Source organism: Devosia sp. Leaf64 (genome assembly GCF_001421945.1).
Taxonomy (GTDB): domain Bacteria; phylum Pseudomonadota; class Alphaproteobacteria; order Rhizobiales; family Devosiaceae; genus Devosia.
Map to the genome: position 1 here is coordinate 271,029 of NZ_LMLO01000012.1, position 15,967 is coordinate 286,995.

General features: G+C 61.4%; 15 protein-coding genes. 8 read left to right on the plus strand and 7 right to left on the minus strand.

Features of this window, described 5'->3' with window-relative positions; genetic code table 11:
* Window positions 1-78: 78 nt before the first annotated feature.
* The 3 genes from ASE94_RS06780 to ASE94_RS06790 form a co-directional block, all read right to left on the minus strand.
* Entirely contained in the window at window positions 79-645 is a 567-nt protein-coding gene (locus ASE94_RS06780) for a fasciclin domain-containing protein (RefSeq protein ID WP_062629721.1), read from the minus strand.
* 692 nt (window positions 646-1,337) lie between these two features.
* A complete protein-coding gene (locus tag ASE94_RS06785; protein WP_062629722.1) occupies window positions 1,338-2,039 on the minus strand; it encodes an anti-sigma factor in 702 nt (233 codons plus the stop codon).
* Window positions 2,036-2,617 (minus strand): sigma-70 family RNA polymerase sigma factor, encoded by a 582-nt coding sequence (locus ASE94_RS06790; protein ID WP_244483991.1) that lies wholly within the window; start codon window positions 2,615-2,617, stop codon window positions 2,036-2,038. The genes ASE94_RS06785 and ASE94_RS06790 overlap by 4 nt, the downstream gene beginning before the upstream one ends.
* 157 nt (window positions 2,618-2,774) lie before the next feature.
* Between ASE94_RS06790 and argB the strand changes: the two genes are divergently transcribed.
* Together argB and ASE94_RS06800 are read left to right on the plus strand one after the other, a co-directional pair.
* Window positions 2,775-3,674 (plus strand): acetylglutamate kinase, encoded by a 900-nt coding sequence (argB, locus tag ASE94_RS06795; RefSeq protein WP_061908945.1) that lies wholly within the window; start codon window positions 2,775-2,777, stop codon window positions 3,672-3,674.
* A 173-nt stretch (window positions 3,675-3,847) separates the two neighbouring features.
* The gene (locus ASE94_RS06800) at window positions 3,848-4,639 is read left to right on the plus strand and encodes a sulfite exporter TauE/SafE family protein (RefSeq protein WP_062629723.1); all 792 of its coding nucleotides are present in this window, start codon (window positions 3,848-3,850) and stop codon (window positions 4,637-4,639) included.
* 34 nt (window positions 4,640-4,673) lie between these two features.
* Here the strand turns inward: ASE94_RS06800 and ASE94_RS06805 are convergent, their stop codons facing one another.
* Both ASE94_RS06805 and ASE94_RS06810 read right to left on the minus strand, forming a co-directional pair.
* Window positions 4,674-6,167: a DHA2 family efflux MFS transporter permease subunit gene (locus tag ASE94_RS06805; RefSeq protein WP_082461008.1), complete on the minus strand. Its 1,494-nt coding sequence runs from the start codon at window positions 6,165-6,167 to the stop codon at window positions 4,674-4,676.
* 4 nt (window positions 6,168-6,171) lie between these two features.
* Entirely contained in the window at window positions 6,172-6,759 is a 588-nt protein-coding gene (locus ASE94_RS06810) for a TetR/AcrR family transcriptional regulator (RefSeq protein WP_062629724.1), read from the minus strand.
* 188 nt (window positions 6,760-6,947) lie between these two features.
* On the opposite strand from ASE94_RS06810, the gene ilvA reads away from it, so the two are divergent.
* From ilvA to ASE94_RS06825, 3 genes are all read left to right on the plus strand, one after another.
* Entirely contained in the window at window positions 6,948-8,465 is a 1,518-nt protein-coding gene (gene ilvA, locus ASE94_RS06815; protein ID WP_062629725.1) for a threonine ammonia-lyase, biosynthetic, read from the plus strand.
* A gap of 175 nt (window positions 8,466-8,640) precedes the next feature.
* Complete coding sequence (locus ASE94_RS06820; protein WP_156351949.1) at window positions 8,641-9,876, plus strand: hypothetical protein; 1,236 nt, start codon at window positions 8,641-8,643, stop codon at window positions 9,874-9,876.
* Between the two features lie 78 nt (window positions 9,877-9,954).
* Window positions 9,955-10,650, plus strand: coding sequence for a pyrimidine 5'-nucleotidase (locus ASE94_RS06825; protein ID WP_062629727.1), 696 nt, complete (start codon window positions 9,955-9,957; stop codon window positions 10,648-10,650).
* A 3-nt stretch (window positions 10,651-10,653) separates the two neighbouring features.
* Here ASE94_RS06825 and ASE94_RS06830 read toward each other — a convergent pair whose 3' ends face one another.
* Window positions 10,654-11,022 carry a VOC family protein gene (locus ASE94_RS06830; protein ID WP_062629999.1) on the minus strand — a complete coding sequence of 123 codons (369 nt, stop codon included), beginning with the start codon at window positions 11,020-11,022 and terminating at the stop codon, window positions 10,654-10,656.
* Window positions 11,023-11,113: 91 nt separating this feature from the next.
* Here ASE94_RS06830 and ASE94_RS06835 point away from each other — a divergent pair, with 91 nt between their 5' ends.
* The gene (locus ASE94_RS06835) at window positions 11,114-12,991 is read left to right on the plus strand and encodes an ABC transporter ATP-binding protein (protein ID WP_062629728.1); all 1,878 of its coding nucleotides are present in this window, start codon (window positions 11,114-11,116) and stop codon (window positions 12,989-12,991) included.
* On the opposite strand, the gene ASE94_RS06840 is transcribed toward ASE94_RS06835, so the two are convergent.
* Window positions 12,982-14,190 carry a TIGR03862 family flavoprotein gene (locus ASE94_RS06840; protein ID WP_280137165.1) on the minus strand — a complete coding sequence of 403 codons (1,209 nt, stop codon included), beginning with the start codon at window positions 14,188-14,190 and terminating at the stop codon, window positions 12,982-12,984. The two genes, ASE94_RS06835 and ASE94_RS06840, sit on opposite strands and share 10 nt — an antisense overlap.
* Before the next feature lie 123 nt (window positions 14,191-14,313).
* On the opposite strand from ASE94_RS06840, the gene ASE94_RS06845 reads away from it, so the two are divergent.
* Together ASE94_RS06845 and ASE94_RS06850 are read left to right on the plus strand one after the other, a co-directional pair.
* Window positions 14,314-15,225: an ROK family protein gene (locus tag ASE94_RS06845; protein ID WP_062629729.1), complete on the plus strand. Its 912-nt coding sequence runs from the start codon at window positions 14,314-14,316 to the stop codon at window positions 15,223-15,225.
* Complete coding sequence (locus ASE94_RS06850; protein ID WP_062629730.1) at window positions 15,222-15,938, plus strand: copper homeostasis protein CutC; 717 nt, start codon at window positions 15,222-15,224, stop codon at window positions 15,936-15,938. Before ASE94_RS06845 ends, ASE94_RS06850 begins: the two co-directional genes overlap by 4 nt.
* The last annotated feature ends 29 nt before the right edge of the window (window positions 15,939-15,967 follow it).

Genomic DNA, 15,967 nt, shown 5'->3' on the forward strand with positions numbered 1-15,967 from the left:
TCGGCGTGGACGGGTTACGCATTCAGGCCGGGGAGTGGAGCCACTCATTGCCGAATGCACCCTTCGACCCAGTTGAGATTACATCTTGGGGGTGAGAACCTTGTCGATGACATGGATCACGCCGTTGGACTGGATCACGTCGGCGATGGTGACATTGGCAACGGTGCCGTTTTCGTCGGTCACGGTAACCTTGCCATCAGCAGCCTTAAGGGTCAGCTTGCAGCCACCAACGGTGTCGACGACATGTTCGCCGCCATCAGCTTCAACCATCGAGACGATATCGGTCGAGAGAGCCTTGGCCGGGATAACGTGGCAGGTCAGGATCTTGGTGAGCTGATCCTTGTTTTCTGGCTTCAGGAGCGTTTCGACAGTGCCGGCTGGCAGAGCGTCAAATGCTTCGTTGGTCGGGGCGAGAACGGTGAATGGGCCCGGGCCGGAGAGGGTTTCAACGAGGCCGGCAGCCTTGACGGCAGCAACGAGCGTCGTGTGATCAGCAGAGTTCACAGCGTTTTCGACGATGTTCTTGTCAGCAAACATTGCTGCGCCGCCAACCATCGGGTTGTCCTGCGCAAATGCTGCGGTGCCGGTGAGAGCGCCAAACGAGAGAACGGCTGCAACGGAGAGAGCACGAAGAGAAATGGTCATATGAAAGTTCCTTCCTGTGTAATTCTGTTCCCGTTCATCGTCGGGACATGGAGAGATACGAAGGAATTTTCGGATCAGTTTTCGCGAGTTTCAGTGTTTTTGCGAGAAAGTTAGTGAAACTTTTTGGCGACGGCCGCCGTGCGGGTTTGTTCAGGAATGGGGGCGGATGCCGTCGAGAGGCGTGGAAGCAGCTGAGGCTTCTTAGACGTGCACGACCTCGCACCTATCTCTCCTGATCCACGGCGCTTCCCTCGGGCTTGACCCGAAGGCCGCTCGCACAAGCCTAGATGTTGGTGGGTCCCACAGAGGCCCTCGGGTCAAGCCCGAGGGAAAGGCGGTGGGTGGGGAAGTATCAAGGATGGAGTTGTTCGGGTTGTCCCGATTGGAGACTACGCACTCGGGGCCGTTTGAACCCTATCACCCCACCCGCAGCGTCAATCCCGCGAAAGCGGGAATCCGGGTTTCGGGAAGGGAGATTCCCACTTTCGCGGGAATGACGTGGGGGACGTGGGTGTTGTTCAGCAACGGGGCTGAGTGCGCGCGTTGGAACAAGGCACCATTGCTTCGTGCATCGGCGAGTAAAATGGAGAGATGAGCAGCCGTCACCACCCGGCTTGTCCGGGTGGTGACGGCTGGTGAAAAGATGACGATCGTGAGGAGAGCTGGGCTAACGAGCGCGCAAATGCGCTCGGCTAGATCTTCGTGACGGCGCCCTGCGCGACGATTGGGCCGGTGGGGACGCCGTTGGGGGCGCCGCCGGCGGGTTCCAGGGTTATGGCAAGGACGGAGCCTTCGCCCCAGCCGGAACGGACGGCGTCGGTGAGTTCGACCGTCGTGCGGGCGTCGATCGGGACGAGACCCATCGAAATGGGGTCGTGACCGCCCTGGATGGCCCAGAGTTCATAATCGCTGCCCGGTACGGAGTGACCGGAGAGCGAAGTGAGGCGAACAGCGCCCGTGCCGTCATAGAGGGCGACGAATTCGACATCGCTGCCTTCAGCCTGGAGCGCGGCGACGAGCTGATTGGCGAGCTGGCCGGAATCGGGGCGGGGCTGGAGCGTGCTGAACCCGACGGCAATAGCGGCAACGGCCAGAGCGACGGCGGCGACGGACCGCCACAGGGCAAGGCTATCCCAAAGGGAAGCGCGCTTTTGAGCGCCGAAAAGTCTCGTTTCGAGATCGGAAAAGATATGGGCCGGTGGGCCGACAGGCTCGACCTGATTGTCGAGATAGGCAAAGCGCTGGACCCAGAAATCGCGTTCGCGCTGGAGGGCAGCATCCTGCTCGATCCGCCGTGTCATCTCGGCATGAGCCTTGGGGCCAAGCAAGCCGAGGACGTATTCGGCGATCGCGGCGCGGCCCTGGTCCTCTTCTGTAAAATCTTGCTCGGTCATGTCGTCAGGCACTCTCGTAACTTTATGAGGCTGCGGCGCAGCCATGTTCTCATCGTGTTGACCGGCACGGAATGGCGGACTGCCAATTCCTCGTAGCTGAAGCCATCAAGATAGGCCCCACGCACCGCATCGGCACGATCGGGATCGAGCGTTGCGAGGCAAACCTCGATACGCGCGCCATCTTCGGCTGCTTCCGCCTGCCGTTCAGGGTCAGGACTGAGATCGGGGATATCAAGGGCAACGTCTATGTCTTCACTGATCGGACGCCGCGCCCGGATGATATCGAGGGCGTGATTGCGGGCGACGGCGCAAAGCCAGCTAATGGGGCTGGTATTGCTTGAGACATATCGATCGGCTTTTTGCCAGATCTTGACGTAGACTTCTTGGATCGCTTCCTCGGTTTCGGCTCTGTCTTTTAAAATACGCAGAACTACACCGAAAAGTTTCGCGCTTGTCCTATCGTAAAGTGAGCGAAAAGCGACACGGTCGCGCAAGGCACAACGAGAGATTAGGTCCGCAATGTCGCGGGCTTCAGCTTGCATCGGCAAATGTCCGGAATGACGTTCCGGCTCCTCCATGCGAGCATCTTTCCACGCACTCGCAGCACGGACAACGCAATTGTGGAGGAAATGGATCATCGGCCACGATTTTGTCGCGTCCAATCATTTAAACGGACGACAAAATGCACTAGACCCTTGCCCGTCCGCAGGTCTTTCCCGAGGAAACAGTCGACCCATGACCGACCAGAACACGACCGATCGCTTCAGCCACGATGCCGGCATCCTCGCGCAAGCCCTGCCCTATATGCAGCGCTACGAGGGCAAGACCGTCGTGGTGAAATATGGTGGCCACGCCATGGGCGACGCCCAGCTTGGTCAGGCTTTTGCGCGCGACATCGCGCTATTGAAGCAATCCAAGGTCAATCCGATCGTTGTGCATGGCGGTGGTCCGCAGATCGCGTCGATGCTGAAAAACCTCGGCATCGAATCCAAGTTCGAAGGCGGCCTTCGCGTCACCGACGCGCGGACGATGGAAATCGTCGAGATGGTGCTCGCCGGTTCGATCAACAAGGAAATCGTCGCGCTGATCAATGCCGAAGGCGAATGGGCCATCGGGCTTTGCGGCAAGGACGGCAATATGGTCTTTGCCCGCAAGGCCGAAAAGAAGGTGAAAGATCCCGGCTCGAACATCGAGCGCGTTCTCGATCTCGGCTTTGTCGGCGAACCCGTTGAAGTCGATCGGACCCTCCTCGATCTTCTCGCCCGCTCGGAAATGATCCCGGTGATCGCCCCGGTGGCGCCCGGCCGCGATGGCAATACCTATAATATCAATGCCGATACCTTTGCCGGCGCCATTGCCGGTTCGCTCGGCGCCAAGCGCCTTCTGTTCCTGACCGACGTGCCGGGCGTGCTCGACAAGGACGGCAAGCTGATCCCCGAACTGACGGTAAGCGACGCCAAGAAGCTGATCGCGGATGGGACGATTTCGGGCGGGATGATTCCGAAGGTCGAAACGTGTCTTGAGGCGCTCGATTCAGGCGTTGAGGGTGTTGTCATTCTCAATGGCAAGCAGCCGCATGTGGTGCTGGTGGAGCTGTTCACCGAATTTGGTGCGGGTACGCTGATCGTTCGGTAGGCGGTTACCCCCACCTAGCCTCCCCCTGGTAGGGGGAGGGATCTGCCAGTGGCTCACAGGCATCAAAGCAAACTCGACGAGTCCCTCCCCCTGCCAGGGGGAGGTTAGGTGGGGGTAACCACCGGAACTGAATCTGCCCCGGCGCAGTTTGCAAAACCGACTGAAGCTGGGGGATGCTTTTGGGTTCGGAGTTTTTCATTTTCGCCGTGGTGGGCTTTCTGGCCCAGATCGTCGATGGCGCGCTTGGCATGGCTTATGGCGTCGTCAGTTCGACGATGCTGCTCTCCTTCGGTGTACCGCCGGCCGCAGCCTCGGCCAGTGTCCATGCCGCCGAAATGTTCACGACGGCCGCTTCGGCGACGAGCCATGTGCGCAATCGAAACGTCAATTGGAAGCTGTTCTGGCGGCTCGCTCCGGCGGGGATCGTCGGCGGCGTGCTTGGCACCTATGTGCTGACCGCGATCGATGGTGCGGTGTTGCGCCCATTCGTGACCGGCTATCTCGGATTGCTTGGTGTCTTCATTCTCTATCGCGCGTTGCGCGTGCGGGGCGCCTATCGCGAACCGCAGACCAAGATCGTCATGCCGCTTGGTGTCGCTGGTGGCTTTGTCGATGCCGCGGGTGGTGGCGGCTGGGGGCCGATCGTGACCTCGAGCCTCATCGGGTCAGGCGGCGCGCCGCGCTACATCGTCGGCACGGTCAACACCGTCGAGTTCTTCGTGACGACGGCGGTTTCGATCGCCTTTATCACCGCCCTTCTCACCGGGCACTGGAGCGAGGCCGAGGGGATCGATCAGTATTTCTGGTCAGTGGCGGGGCTGGTGGTCGGCGGCGTGATCGCGGCGCCATTGGCAGGCTTTATCGTCCGCATCCTGCCACCGAAGCGCTTGATGCTGCTGGTCGGCACCTTGGTCATTTGCCTCGCGCTATTCCAGACCTGGGAACTGCTGTTCAAGGCGAGCTGAGGGACGGCAGCGCACCGCCGTCCCCCCCAAAAGATCAAACTTCGATCGCGATATGCTGCTGCGGGGCGCCGCCCGGCGCCCGGGCAGCCGGACGCTTGAAGGCAAAGGCCAGCAAGAGCACGAGGCCGAAGCTGATCACCTGATACCACAGCGCCAGGGCGGTCGAATCTGCGAAAGCCGCGTGCGGTGCAGAGCCCGTAGCCATAGAATTGCCGAGGTGGGTGAAGAAGATTTCGCCGATGATAGCCACACCAAGCGCGCCACCCACCTGCTGGAACGCCTGGAGCGCGCCCGAGCCGGCACCGGCATCGCGCTGAGGCACATTGGCCAGAACGAGCTGGAAGAGCGAGGAGAAACCAAGGCCAAGGCCGATACCCGCGATGAGGAGCGGCGGCAGGAAGGCCCAATGGTCGATCGTGTCGCCAACACCGGCAATGTAGAAATGCAGCCAGCCAATGCCGAAGCTAAGGAGCGCACCAGCGGCAGCGAGGCGGCTGCGGAGATAGTGGGCGCCAAAACGGCCGGCGATGAGCGAGGCGATCAGGACGCCAACCGAGAACGGCGTATTGGTGAGGCCTGATTCAAGCGGGGTGAAATTGAACCCGCCCTGCAGGAGCAGCGAAATCACCATGAACATACCCGGAATACCCGAAGCGAAGATGGTGACGACCAAGGCGCCGAACATGAACTGACGATTGGTGATCAGGTCGAAGTTGAGAAGCTGCGACTGGCCGGCGGCGGCGCGGTGGCGGGTCCAGAAAACGAAGGCCACGATGAGCGCAAGGCCGGCGACGATCATGGCAAAGCACCAAGCGGGCCAGCCATAGGCGCGGCCTTCGACGATCGGGAAGACCACCGCCATGATGCCCAGACCGAAGAGGGCAATGCCGACATAGTCGTTCTTGAGCGACGGATGACCCGGCAGGCGCGGGATCAGGAACCAGCCGGCGACGACGGCCGCGATGCCGATCGGGATATTGACGAGGAAGATCGGCTGCCAGGAAAGGCCGAAAAGATTGGCCGAGATCAGCACGCCACCCAGGATCGGGCCGCAGACCGAAGCAAGGCCCGCGGAAAGACCAAAGAGCGAAAAGGCCTGGCCGCGCTCGTGTGGCGGGAAAGTGACGGTCGCGATCGCGAGGACCTGCGGGGTCATCATGGCGCCGGCAAGGCCCTGAATGATGCGGGCGACGATGAGGAATTCGATATTGGGCGCGAGACCGCAAAGGGCGGAAGCCGCGGTGAAGCCGGCGACGCCCCAGAGAAAGAGCGTCGTGCGCCCCAGAATATCGCCGAGGCGGCCGAAGGGCAGCAGGCCAAGGGCGAAGGCGAGAATATAGGCCGCGATGACCCATTCGATCTGCGTATCCGAGGCACCGAGCCCCGTACGCATCGAGGGGAGCGCGACATTGACGATGGTAACGTCGATCAGGTTCATGAAATTGGCGATGAGCAGCACGAAGAGCGCCACCCAGCGGCGTGGATCGGGCGGCGTCGCAGCGCCGGCTTGAGCATGGGGAGAGGACATGGATCTATCCTTGTGAGGAAGGGATTGAAAAAGCGCGTTCGAGTTCGGCAGTGACAGCGGGGAGCTGGGCGCGCCGATGCGGGCGCCAGCAATCGGACAAGGCGGCCGTGGTGATGACGGCGGCAGCCTCGGGGTTGAGATCGGGCCGGAACGAGCCGTCGCTCACCCCGGTCCGGAAAATTTCGGCATATTGTCCCGTCCAGAAACTCTGCAGGGGCAGGATGATGTCGGCGATCGACGGATCGCGACGGGCCCGATCGATCAGTTCGCTAAGGACACCGATCAGCTCGGGCGAGTCCGCGACGATCTCGGCGAATTCGACGAACTCGATGCGGAGCTGTTTGAGGCCCGGTAGGTCGGCGCGCGGATGGCGCTGGGCCGAGGCCTTGAAGTCTTCGCGAAGCGATGCGGCAACGAGCGTGACCAGGGCTTCCTTGGTCGGCACATGGTAGTGAAGCGTCGCAATATTGATGCCCACCCGCTCGGCAATGTCACGGGTGCGGAGACCCTCGAGCCCTTTTTCGATGATCAGAGCGCGTGCGGCCTGGGCGATGGCGATCCGCCGATCGTCGCCGCTTTCGCGCCGGGTCATAGATGGAGACGAGGAGGGCATCGAGACGCTTTAGCAATTTCTGGCGCGGATCATTAGCTCTACCGCAAACATCAATCAATCATTTGATTGAGACAATGTGTCATGCCTGCCGCGCATGGGTGTGTGGCTGAGGCGATTGACATTTTCTGTCAGCAGGCGTCCATCACGGCCAATTCCGGGAGCCCGCAATGACCGACTATGTCCGCAAGATCCTGACCTCGGCGGTCTATGAAGTTGCCGAACAGACCCCGCTCGATCCGATGCGCCTTCTCTCGCAGCGCCTCGGTCAGGATATCCTCCTCAAGCGCGAGGATTTGCAGCCGGTCTTTTCGTTCAAGATCCGCGGCGCCCACAACCGAATGAGCCAATTGACGGCGGAAGAACGGGCACGCGGCGTGATCTGTGCTTCGGCAGGCAATCATGCGCAGGGCGTGGCGCTGTCGGCGACACGGCTCGGGGTGCGCTCGATCATCGTGATGCCGACGACGACGCCAGAGATCAAGATCAATGCCGTCAAGCGTCTGGGTGGCGAAGTGGTGCTGTTCGGCGATGGGTTCGACGCAGCGCGGGCCCATGCCTCAGGCTTGGCCGAACGGCATGGCTACGTCTTCGTCCATCCGTTCGACGATCCCGATGTGATTGCCGGCCAAGGTACGGTGGGCATGGAATTGCTCCGCCAGCATCCTGGCGAAATCGGCGCCATCTATGTGCCGGTGGGCGGGGGCGGCCTTGCGGCGGGGATCGCGACTTTCGTCAAGTTTTTGCGGCCCGAGATAAAGGTGATCGGCGTCGAGCCGGAAGAAGCCGCGAGCATGAAGGCGGCGATCGCCGCAGGACACCCCGTGCCGCTCGATCAGGTCGGGCTCTTTGCCGATGGCGTGGCGGTGCGGCAGGTCGGCGACGAGACGTTCCGGCTCTGCCGGGACCTGCTCGACGACATTGTCACCGTGACGGCCGATGAAATCTGCGCGGCGATCAAGGATATCTTTGACGATATGCGCGCCATTGCCGAACCGGCGGGCGCCCTGGCACTGGCAGGATTGCGGCGGCATGTCGAGGATGGCGCGGCGCCTAAAGGCAGCCTCATTGCCATCAATTCGGGCGCCAATGTCAATTTCGATCGGCTGCGTTATGTGGCGGAACGCGCCGAAATCGGCGAGCGGGCCGAAGCGCTCTTGGCCGTGACCATCCCCGAAATACCGGGCAGTTATCGCGCGTTCATTCGCCTGCTCGGGCGGCGAGCCATCACCGAATTCAACTATCGCTACGCCCACGGCGTCGGCGCCCATATCTTTGTCGGCGTAAAACTCACCCAGGGCGACACCGAGAAGCGCGAGATCATCGACCTCCTCTCGTCAAATGGTCTCTCGGTGACCGATATGACCGACAATGAAGTGGCAAAACTGCATGTGCGGCACATGGTGGGCGGGCGCGTGCATGACCTCGACGATGAAATGGTCTTCCGCTTCCAGTTTCCGGAGCGGCCGGGCGCTCTGCTCAAATTCCTCGAAGGGCTGAACGACGCCTGGAACATTTCGCTGTTCCATTATCGCAATCACGGCGCCGACTATGCCCGCGTTCTGGTGGGCGTGCAGGTGCCGCCCGAAACGCGCCAGGACTTCTATGCCCATATCGACGCCATCGGCTTTCCCTATTGGGACGAAACGGAAAATTCCGCCTATCGGCTCTTTCTTGAAGCAAATTGAACCGAATTGGCTAAGCAGAGTTCGACATTGTGGCGAAATAAACCAGTGCCATAAGAACGGACGCAATTCTGCCGCTTATCGACTGCAGTCAGTCTTCGAGGGGCAATTCAACCGGGGGACAGGCGGGCGTTCGAGTAATTCCGCAACCTCATTAACATCAAGGATGACGCAGACCATGATGAAGACCACGAAGATCCAGGGCCTGATGCTTGCATCCGGCTTGGCGACCCTCGCGCTGATGCAGCCAGCAATGGCGCTCGACGCGCAGACGTTCGTCGACCGCCTTGCAGCAGTCTACAAGGTCGGGGGCTATGACATTACGTTTGGCACCGCCACCCTGGATGGCACCACCATCACCGTCGATGGTGCCACCGTTGCCGTGGCCGGCATGGAAGGCGACCCGCTCACCATCAATACCGAACTGACCTTCACCGGCGTTGCCGACGCCGATGATGGCGGCTTTACTGCCGAGGCGCTGACCGTTCCCGATATCGACACCGACTTTGCCGAAGAACCGACGGGCCACCTGACCCTGACCGACATTTCGGCGACGGACATTTATCTGCCGCCCGAAGACGAGGTGAACATGACCGCCCTCCTCGCTTCGGTGGGCAGTGTTTCGACCGGTCCGCTCAAGATCACGCGCGATGGCGCCGATTTCCTCTCGATCGACTCGATCGAGGCGACGAACGAATTCACCTATGACGATGCCGACGCCGTCACCGATATTGCCTCGACCTTCGACATCACCGGCATCTGGGCCGACTTGACCTCCATGGCTGAGGAAGACCCGCAGGCAGGCCCGGTGATCCAGGCGCTTGGCCTGACCGAAATCAACGGCAATATCAGCGAAAAGATGACCTGGGGCCTGGCTGATGGCCACATGATCATCGACCAGTTCTTGCTCGATTTCGCCGATGTCGGCGCCATCAATTTCAAGATGGACATGTCGGGCCTGACCCCTGCCGTGTTCGAAAAGATCAATGCCATGGAAACGGCAAAGCCGGGCGCGACGCCGGAAGAGCAGCAGGCCCAGCAGATGATGGTGGGCATGGAACTGCTCCAGGCCGTAACGCTGACGAGCTCGAGCCTGCGTTATGACGATGCCGGTCTTGCACCAAAACTGCTCGACCTCTTTGCCAGCCAGTCCGGTGCCGATCGCGCCGCGTTCGTCGAAAGCCTCAAGGCCATGGTGCCGCAGCTTGTCGGCCAGGCCGGTGTTCCCGAGCTGACCGACATGGTCGTGCCGCAGGTCAACACCTTCCTCGATGACCCCAAGAGCATCGAGGTTGCCGTCAAGCCAGCGACCCCGACCACGCTGTTGGTTCTGAGCGCTGCTGCAGCCAACCCGGCCAGCTTGATCTCGGCTCTCGGCCTTGCCATCACGGCTAATCAGGCTGCCGCCGAATAAGCGCAAAACTTCGCGAGCCTCCTACGGGAGGCTCGCACCCCTGATGAAGCTTTCATCATTTTGTGCTAGCTTGGCGCCATGAACAGCCCTGCCGCACCAAACCTCAACCACATCACCGATTGGGTCTTCGACCTCGACAACACGCTTTATCCGCGTGAGTGCAATCTCTTTGCCCAGATCGACGTACTGATTACCCGCTATGTGATGGACGTGACCCGCCTCGACTTCGAGGAAGCGCGATCCCTGCAGAAAAGCTACTATCGGGACTTTGGGACGACGCTCAACGGGCTGATGCACGGACACAAGATCGACCCTGAGCATTTCCTCAACACGGTCCATGCCATCGATTATTCGCCCGTCACCGCGCATCCGGCGCTGATCGACGCGATCCGCGCCCTGCCCGGCCGGAAGTTCATCCTGACCAATGGCGATACCAACCATGCGCGCTCGGTGCTGGGGCGTCTTGGCGGGCCCGACCTGTTCGAGGACGTGCACGATATCCGCGCCATGACCTTCGTGCCCAAGCCGCATAAGCAGGCCTATGACGGGTTCCTCGGCCGCTATGGGATCGACCCGACCAAGGCGATCATGTTCGATGATCTCGAAAAGAACCTCGTCGTGCCGCACGAGATCGGGATGGCGACGGTACAGGTGGTGCCGGGCGCTGAGTTTGCGCATGACCAGGTGGAAGCCTGGGAGCTGGGCCAGACGACCGGCCCGCATGTGCACCACGTGACTGGCGATCTCGCAGGGTTTTTGCGCAATCTGCGCTGAGCGCTACATGCTGTTGAGATGCAAAATATTGCCGTCGGGGTCCTTGAACCAGACCATGTCGAAATCGCCGGCGCGGTGGATGCCGTCGGCATAGTCCATGCCGTCATAGTGCTCGAAGGTGACGCCCTTTTCGGCGAGGCGCCGGGTGATTGCCTCGATTTCGTCGCCGACGCCCCAGACCACAGCATTGGCCTGATTGGTGCCGGCAAAGTCCGAGACATAGACGACGAGCGCCGTCTTGCCGGTCTTGAACTCCAGCACCTGATCGCCGTCGCTCGTCAATTCGAGTTCGAGCACATCGCGATAAAAGCGGCGCGCGCGGTCGATATCTTTGACCGCGACAATGGCGGCGCTGTCTTTGTCCTTGAGCATTGGTTCCTCCTCCATGCGTTCCGAGGGAACGTTTGTCGGGGAGCGCGGTTGCCTACTCGCCTAATCTGCGGCGCCCAACTAGAATACAGTCATGACCGATCTTCCAGGGCGCCGACCACCGCCCATTCCCGAACAATCTCCGACTTTTAGGCAGCGGCTCGACAATCTGCGGCATCTGGGGCGGCTCGTCGCGCAGATCTGGCGCACCAGCCGGGCGATGACGGCGGCCAGCATTGGCCTCAGGCTCGTCGCCGCGCTGCAGCCCATTGCCGTGCTCTATGCCGCCAAGCTGATCGTTGACGAGGTTGTGCGGCTTTCCGCGCTGACGCCGCCCGGACCGGACTGGACCGATTGGTGGAATGCGGGGCTGTTGAACCCGATCCTCTTGCTGCTGCTGCTCGAAATGGCGCTGGTGCTCGGCAATGATGTGATTGCGCGTGGCATCGGGCTCGTCGATTCCATCCTCTCGGAACTGCATTCCAACCAAGTCAGCGTCGAGCTTATGGGGCATGCCGCCAAGCTCGACCTCATGCATTTCGAAAGCGCGGAATATCAGGATCGTCTGGAGCGGGCGCGGCGGCAGGCGGCGGGACGCAATGCGCTGCTGAGCCAGCTTTTCGGCCAGGCGCAGGACATGATCACCGTCGTGACGCTGGCGGCAGGGCTTTTTGTCTATGCGCCTTGGCTGATCCTCTTGCTGCCCCTAAGTTTCGTGCCTTCGATCTGGGGCGAAACGCGGTTCAACACCATGGCCTATATGGTCAGCCGTTGGCGGACGCCGGAGCGGCGCGAGCTCGAATATATCCGTTATATCGGGGCCAGCGCTGAGACGGCCAAGGAAATCAAGCTTTTCGGGCTCGGCGAGTTTTTGATCGAGCGCTTTCGCAAGCTCGCGCATGACATTTTCATCGAGAACCGGCGCATCGCCATTTTGCGCAATGGCTGGGGCGCGCTGTTCGGCGCGATCGCCACCCTCGCCTATTACGCCGCCTATGCCTTTATCGTCTGGCGCACCATTGCCGGCGAGTTCACCATCGGCGATCTGGCTTTTCTGTCGGGCTCGTTCCTGCGGCTCAATGGATTATTCCAAAAAATCCTGCTCGGCTTTACCGCCATTGCGGGCCAATCGATGTTCCTCGACGATCTCTTTTCCTTCTTCGAGATTGAGCCGACGGTTTTGGCGCCGGCCAGCCCAAAACCGTTTCCGGTGCCGATCCGGGATGGCGTGCGCTTTGAAAATGTCGGCTTCCGCTATCCTGAGGCAGAGAATTGGGTCGTCCGCAATCTCTCCTTCACGCTGAAGGCGGGGGAGACGCTGGCGCTGGTGGGCGAGAATGGCGCGGGCAAGACGACGATCGTAAAACTTCTGGCGCGACTTTATGATCCGAGCGAGGGGCGCATCACCATCGATGGTGTCGATCTCAAGGATATGGCGCCACGCGATATCCACGCCCATCTCGGCGTCATCTTCCAGGACTTCATCCGCTATAGTTTTACCGCGCGCGACAATATCGGCGTGGGGCGGATCGAGGATAAGGACGATCAGGGGCGGATCGACGAGGCGGCGGAACAGAGCCTTGCCGATGCCGTCATCGCCAAGCTGCCCAAGGGGTATGACCAGCAATTGGGGCGGCTCTTCAAGCAGGGGCGCGATCTCTCGGGCGGGGAATGGCAGAAGGTCGCCATTGCGCGTTCTTATATGCGGGATTCGGAGCTGATCATTCTCGACGAGCCGACGGCAGCGCTTGACGCCAAGGCCGAGGCGGAAGTGTTTTCGCGCTTCAAGGGGCTGGCGAGCGGCAAGACGGCGGTCATCATCTCGCACCGGTTTTCGACCGTGCGCATGGCCGATCGCATTCTAGTCTTGGAGCACGGCGCTATTCTCGAGGCCGGCACGCATGAAGAGCTGCTGGCCCTTGGCGGGCGCTATGCGGAGCTCTTCGAATTGCAGGCCGCGGGTTATCGCTGAGGGTTGAGAAACGCAATCATGCCCTCGGCGGCGGCGCGGCCGGTGGCGAGGCACGCGGTAAGGAGATAGCCGCCGGTGGGCGCTTCCCAATCGATCATCTCGCCGGCGACGAACGTGCCGGGCAGCGCTTTGAGCATGAAGTTTTCGTCCATTGCACTCAAGGCGACGCCTCCAGCCGAAGAAATGGCTTCGGCGATGGGTCGGGTACGCTCGAGGGTTATCGGCACGGCCTTTATGGCAGCCGCAAGGGCAGTGGGGTCGAGCGCGTTGGCGTTTGAAAAACATTCGCGGAGGAGCGCGGCCTTGACGGGATCGAGCCCCGCGCCTTTGCGGATGCGGTTGGCAAAGCTCAGTTTGCTCGGCTGACGCGCGAGATCGGCGGCTAGGCGCTCAGTCGAGCGGCCCGGCATGAGATCTACGGTGAGCACGGCGGTGCCCTTGACGATGAGTTCATCGCGGAGGGTCGCGGCATGGGCATAGACCAGGCTGCCCTCGATGCCCCAGCGATTGACGACGAACTCGCCCGGGATGGTGCCGGTGGCGCTGGTGGCGGTCACCGATTTCAACGGCTCGCCGGCGAAGCGCTCGGCAAAGAATGGGCTCCAGGAAACCTCAAACCCGCAATTGGCGGGGAGGAAGGGCGAGATCTCGACACCTCGCGCGCGCAAGGGTTCGACCCAGGCAGCATCGGAGCCAAGTCGCGGCCAGGAGGCGCCGCCGAGGGCGAGGAGAACCGCGTCGAATTGGTGGCGTTCTTCGCCCGTGCGGGTGTGGAAGGTGAGGCTGTCGCCGTCGAACCTAGTCCAGCGGCATTGGGTGCGGATGGTGACGCCAAGATCTTGTAGCCGCGCGAGCCAGGCCCGCAGGAGCGGCGAGGCTTTCATCGCCTTGGGGAAAACGCGGCCGGAGGAACCGACAAAGGTCTCGACGCCAAGGCCGGTGCACCAAGTCCGGACGTCCTCGCCGGTGAAGCTATTGAGTGCGGTTTCGAGCGTCGGGCGGGCAGCGCCGAACCGGTCGAGCAAAGCGGAATGGCTTTCGGCATGGGTGATATTGAGCCCGGATTTGCCGGCCATAAGGAATTTGCGGCCGACAGTGGGCATGGAATCGAAGACGGTGACGGCATAACCGGCGCTGCCCAGCACTTCGGCCGCCATGAGCCCCGCAGGCCCGCCCCCGATGATTCCGACCTTATTCAAACCGCGGCTCCAGAAAATTGAGGCCGATGCATAACCAGTTTCGTGGGCTGCGGCTATGGCATCGTCTGGCGCCGAGGAAAGGCAGAGGCTAGTGTCGGCGCACCTTTTCTTCCAAGACCATCCATGATCACCTGTTTCGATATTGGCGGCACGACGATCAAAGCCGCAACCGCGACGACTCCTGATTCCCTTATCCATCTCGGCCGCCAGCCTACGCCAACGCAGGATTTCGAGGTCTTCGTTGCTGTCATCGCTGGTTTCGTAGCCAAAGGCGGCGCGCCGGGGGGATCGCCGATTGCCATTTCCATCACCGGCGTGATCGATCCGCAGACGGGTCTGGTTACATGCGCCAACATTCCCTGTATCGACGGAAAAGTGCTGTCCGACGAACTGGCTGCGAGGCTTGACCGGCCAGTGACCGTCGCCAATGATGCGGATTGCTTTGTGCTTGCGGAGGCGACATCGGGCGCCGGGCGCGGACATCGCGTGGTGTTCGGCGCCATCCTTGGGACTGGGGTTGGCGGCGGCATCGTCGTTGACCAAAAGCTGCATCCCGGCGCGGGCGGGCTCGGCGGCGAATGGGGGCATGGGACGATCGTCGCGACCAAGGTCGATGTCGCGCCCTATGATCTGCCGCACTTTGCCTGTGGCTGCGGCCTTTCGGGCTGCCTCGACACCGTCGGCGGCGCACGAGGCATGGAGAGGCTGCATCGGCATCTTCATGGCGCGGAACTGCCGAGCACCAGCATCGTGGACGCGTGGTCGGCCGGCGATAGCGCAGCGTCTCAGACCATCGATCTTTTCATTGCCCTCCTCGCGCCGCCGCTGGCCCTGGTGGTCAATATCATCGGGCCAGACATCGTGCCGGTGGGCGGTGGGCTCGGCAATAGCCGCGAACTCATCGCGCGCATCGACGCCGCGGTGCGGCCACGCATTCTCCGGCATCTCGATCGGCCGTTGATCGTTCCGGCGGAACTAACAGCCGATGCGGGTCTGGTTGGCGCCGCGGCGCTCGGGCTGGGAGCAGGTGCATGACTATTCTCGAAGTGTGCATCGACAGCGCCGAAGGACTGTGCGTGGCGCGAACCAATGGTGCCGACCGGGTGGAGCTCTGCTCGGTGCTGGAACTCGGCGGTTTGACCCCGAGCATCGGCTTGGTGACTTTGGCTGCACGCGCCGGGATTTCGGCGCGTGCCATGATCAGGCCACGCGCTGGCGACTTCGTCTTTGACAGTAATGAACTGGCGCAAATGCTGGCTGAGATCGATGCGATCCGGGAAACAGGGATCGAAGGCGTTGTGTTGGGCGCAAGCCATGCAGATGGGCGCCTCGATATTGAGACGCTGACGCAACTCTCGGAACGGAGCAAGGGTCTGAAGAAAACCCTCCATCGGGCCTTCGATCTGGTGCCCGATTTGGACGAGGCTATCGAGCAGGCAATTACGCTGGGTTTCGACACCATCCTGACCTCGGGCCGCGCCCACACGGCGCTCGAAGGCATCCAAGATCTTGCACGAGCGCACCAAGTAGCTGCCGGGCGCATTGCCATCATGCCCGGCGCGGGCATCAGCGCCGCTAACGTCCGCAGCCTTCTGAAGAATGCGCCTTTTGCCGCCATTCATGGCTCTTGCTCAGCACCGGCGAAGGCGGACAACGAATTGGCAGCAAAACTAGGATTTACGAGCTTAAATCGCCGAACAACCTCTGCAAAATCTGTAGCAGACTTGAAAACAGCACTTCGACTTTAGGGTAAGGCCTTGTTTTTCTTGAGATATGG

Excerpts from the sequence above, each read along its gene's own strand:
- ASE94_RS06780 (WP_062629721.1), bottom strand. The coding sequence starts at position 645 with ATGACCATTTCTCTTCGTGCTCTCTCCGTTGCAGCCGTTCTCTCGTTT.
- ASE94_RS06785 (WP_062629722.1), bottom strand. The coding sequence starts at position 2,039 with ATGACCGAGCAAGATTTTACAGAAGAGGACCAGGGCCGCGCCGCGATC.
- ASE94_RS06790 (WP_244483991.1), bottom strand. The coding sequence starts at position 2,617 with ATGGAGGAGCCGGAACGTCATTCCGGACATTTGCCGATGCAAGCTGAA.
- argB (WP_061908945.1), top strand. The coding sequence starts at position 2,775 with ATGACCGACCAGAACACGACCGATCGCTTCAGCCACGATGCCGGCATC.
- ASE94_RS06800 (WP_062629723.1), top strand. The coding sequence starts at position 3,848 with ATGCTTTTGGGTTCGGAGTTTTTCATTTTCGCCGTGGTGGGCTTTCTG.
- ASE94_RS06805 (WP_082461008.1), bottom strand. The coding sequence starts at position 6,167 with ATGTCCTCTCCCCATGCTCAAGCCGGCGCTGCGACGCCGCCCGATCCA.
- ASE94_RS06810 (WP_062629724.1), bottom strand. The coding sequence starts at position 6,759 with ATGACCCGGCGCGAAAGCGGCGACGATCGGCGGATCGCCATCGCCCAG.
- ilvA (WP_062629725.1), top strand. The coding sequence starts at position 6,948 with ATGACCGACTATGTCCGCAAGATCCTGACCTCGGCGGTCTATGAAGTT.
- ASE94_RS06820 (WP_156351949.1), top strand. The coding sequence starts at position 8,641 with ATGATGAAGACCACGAAGATCCAGGGCCTGATGCTTGCATCCGGCTTG.
- ASE94_RS06825 (WP_062629727.1), top strand. The coding sequence starts at position 9,955 with ATGAACAGCCCTGCCGCACCAAACCTCAACCACATCACCGATTGGGTC.
- ASE94_RS06830 (WP_062629999.1), bottom strand. The coding sequence starts at position 11,022 with ATGCTCAAGGACAAAGACAGCGCCGCCATTGTCGCGGTCAAAGATATC.
- ASE94_RS06835 (WP_062629728.1), top strand. The coding sequence starts at position 11,114 with ATGACCGATCTTCCAGGGCGCCGACCACCGCCCATTCCCGAACAATCT.
- ASE94_RS06845 (WP_062629729.1), top strand. The coding sequence starts at position 14,314 with ATGATCACCTGTTTCGATATTGGCGGCACGACGATCAAAGCCGCAACC.
- ASE94_RS06850 (WP_062629730.1), top strand. The coding sequence starts at position 15,222 with ATGACTATTCTCGAAGTGTGCATCGACAGCGCCGAAGGACTGTGCGTG.